Annotated in this window: 3 protein-coding genes; all 3 read right to left on the bottom strand. The window is 36.1% G+C overall.

What is annotated here, in order from left to right; all coding sequences use genetic code 11:
- The coding region (locus PHQ99_08390; GenBank protein ID MDD4289589.1) for a PAS domain S-box protein at positions 1-1,809 on the bottom strand (1,809 nt) is incomplete at its 3' end.
- Between the two features lie 43 nt (positions 1,810-1,852).
- Positions 1,853-2,188 (bottom strand): Hpt domain-containing protein, encoded by a 336-nt coding sequence (locus tag PHQ99_08385; protein MDD4289588.1) that lies wholly within the window; start codon positions 2,186-2,188, stop codon positions 1,853-1,855.
- 1 nt (position 2,189) lies between these two features.
- Positions 2,190-3,074, bottom strand: an 885-nt coding sequence (locus PHQ99_08380; GenBank protein MDD4289587.1) for a response regulator, incomplete at its 5' end; no start/stop codon positions are given.

Raw genomic sequence — 3,074 nt, 5'->3', positions numbered from 1 at the left:
GTTTGTTTTAAGATCCAGAATCGGCTGATATTGCAAAAACAGACAGTCACCATTTTCACCTGCTGCTATCTGGGCAAGTTCGCGTTTTATATCCTGTTCGCGAATCATTTGTGTTTCTATTTCCGTGTCATAAAAACAAATACCAAAATCCCTGTCACCAATAGCAAATGCTTCTTCTGAAGCAATTAAGATATTTTTCAAAAGCTGATCCACATCGTTTTTATTATTCTGGTCTATTTCTACTACTCCAATCCCACCACGAACTCTCTCGGCAGCAAGCAAGGATTCCAGGGTATTAGCAACCTTATCGCAGAAATCAGTGAGTTGCTTTTTGTATTGATAGCCTTTCAAATAAAAAACAAATTGATTCTCATAAGTGTAAAATAATTGTCGTGTATCTGTACAATGGGCATTGAGAACATCGACTATTTCTTTTATCAAATCCTGGGTATAATGAAAACCATATGCCATAGTCAATGATTGCACAGCAGTCATATTTATATTTATTAGCGCTCTTTTCTTTGTAATCTGTTTTTTTGCATCTTTCATTAAAAGCTCTTCAAGATAGTTACGGTTGTATAACCCAGTCCAACTGTCATGCTCGTTATTATATTTGAGAATATTCTCCATCGCTTTCCGATCCGTTATATCAATAATGATTCCTTCAAGAGCTTTGATTTCACTATTCTCATTAAAGATTCCTTCCCCCATCTCCAAAACCCATTTCCGCTCTCCCCGGGCAGTTATAATCTCATACTCATAATTAAAAGATGACTGACTGATAAGGCAATAATGCCATTTTTTCCAGACACTCTCGCGAAATTCCGGTGCTACTATTTCTTTAAAGGATAATTCTTTATTGTACAACAAGCTTTCTGGTGAATAGCCGGTTAATTCCAAACAGCCATCCGAAACATATTGCATTGTTCTCTCCGTATCGTAATTACATCTATAGGCTAGACCAGGAAGATGGGATAGAAGCACAGATTTACTTCGTTCACTTTCTATGAGATCGGCTTCAATTTTTTTACGTGTTGTAATATCCTGAAGCAAGGCGATATGATTATAGTGATAGTCACCGGATAAATCAAGAGAAGCCATAATCAGGTATACCCAAACGATTGAACCATCCTTTTTAATCAATCGTTTCTCCATTGAATAGCTATCGATTTCCCCTGATTTGAGCTTATCATAATTCCTCAGGTCTTCTTCCAGATCATCAGGATGGGTAATCGTTGCCCAGCCTATCTTTTTTAGCTCTTCTTCAGTTCTCCCGGTAATTTTCTCATACATAGGATTTATGCTGAAATGGCTATTTTGTTCATTTGTAATTGAATCATTACTAAATGAAATTGCTATTCCAACAGGTGCCTGGTTAAAAACCGTATCAAATGTTAATCCCTGTTCATGTATTTTATATTCAAGTGCCTGCTGAGCCTTAATCAATTCAACATGAACATCTATTCTGGCTTTTAAGGATTCCATTTGGATAGGTTTCCTCACATAATCAACTGCACCAAACCTCAAACCTTTAATTTCATTTTCCAGCTCATCATAGTTTGTTAATATAATGGTACGTATTTTTTTATATCTGTTATCAGTTTTTAACTCTGATAAAACTTCAAAGCCGTCCATTTTGGGCATGTTCAAATCCAGGATCAGTAAATCAATATCTTTGTGCTCCTGTATTAGCTGCATGGCTTCTAAACCATCACAGGCAATCAGGATATAATACTCGCTTAACATCTTTCTAATGATCAAACGGTCTGATGCTGAATCCTCAGCAATTAATATTTTTATTGACATCATAAATCCTCCTAATTATAGAACATGCTTTTACCGGACAGCCTTTTTAACCCTTAAATTCCTTTATTTCTTCAAACAGTTTTTTCAACAAATCAGAGAACTTTTCCTCCAGGGGCAATATTTCTTCTTCTTTTTCTTCCTTAAGTGCTTTTTGTAATTTTACTGAAGCATCATAAAGCACTCTGGCACCTATACTGCCTGAACTGCCCTTAATCTTATGGACAATCTGGGTAGCATCCTCATATCTTTTTTCACTTATAGCCAAGGAAAGCTTTTCCAGAGTACCCTCGTTTTCCTTGTAATATTCATGTAACACTTCCTGGTAAAGTTCCAAATCACCTGCCATATTTTTTAATCCAGCCGATTTATCTAATACATACATATTAATCTTTATTTCTCCCCTCTTCAATAATAATTTCTTTAACTGTGTGAATAAAGTTATCTGGGTCAAAGGGCTTACTTAGGTAGTGGTGAATTCCACTCTGCTCACACTTTTCCTTTACACCGAGGATTACATCTGCAGTCATAGCTACAATGGGAATATCAGATGACGTTTTTCTGATTTCCTGAGCTGCCTCATAACCATTCATAACAGGCATATGTAAATCCATTAGTATCAAATCAATATCATCCTTATGCTTTATATATTGTTCGACAGCCTCTTTCCCGTTATTCGCTATCATCGTTTCAATGCCAACTCTCTGTAGAAGAGATTTTGCAATCAGCTGATTTGTCTTGTTATCTTCTGCCAATAATACACGGTAGGTTTTATCGGATTTTTCCATAATATCCTCTTTATTTAGAGCAGGTTGAGATGCCGATACTGCTTTTAAATTAAAAATGTCCAGAATACCATTTAAAAGAATTGAGGGAATGATTGGTTTACCGATACCTAAATCTATTTCATGTTCGTTAAGTTTATCAAATAAATCTTCTCTCATCATCGGAAGCAGTATAATTATTTTTGGCATCCTGATAATATTTTCATTCTTCTGAAGTGACTCTATAAATTTAAAGCCACCTTCCTGTGGGGTCTCGTAATCCAGAATAAACAAATCAAAAGGTTTAGCAAATTTACCATCAGACGCTTCCAGCATACTAACTGCGCTGTCTTCTGAGCTGGTAAGTTCACATTGCATTCCAAAGGCACCAAGATAACTGTCTATCAGATTCATACTTGCCCCGGTTTTTTCCAGAACCAGTGTCCTGACATTCTTGAAGTGCTTGGCTGATACCGATAATGTTTTTTTGTCTATCTCTTCCTTTTC

This window comes from Atribacterota bacterium (assembly GCA_028703475.1).
Classification (GTDB): domain Bacteria; phylum Atribacterota; class Phoenicimicrobiia; order Phoenicimicrobiales; family Stramentimicrobiaceae; genus JAQVMU01.
The sequence above is the reverse complement of the archived record's forward strand: the minus strand, read 5'-3'. Positions and strand labels throughout refer to the sequence as shown.

Bases quoted from the DNA above. Each gene is read 5' to 3' on its own strand.
- PHQ99_08385 (MDD4289588.1), bottom strand. From the start codon at position 2,188: ATGTATGTATTAGATAAATCGGCTGGATTAAAAAATATGGCAGGTGAT.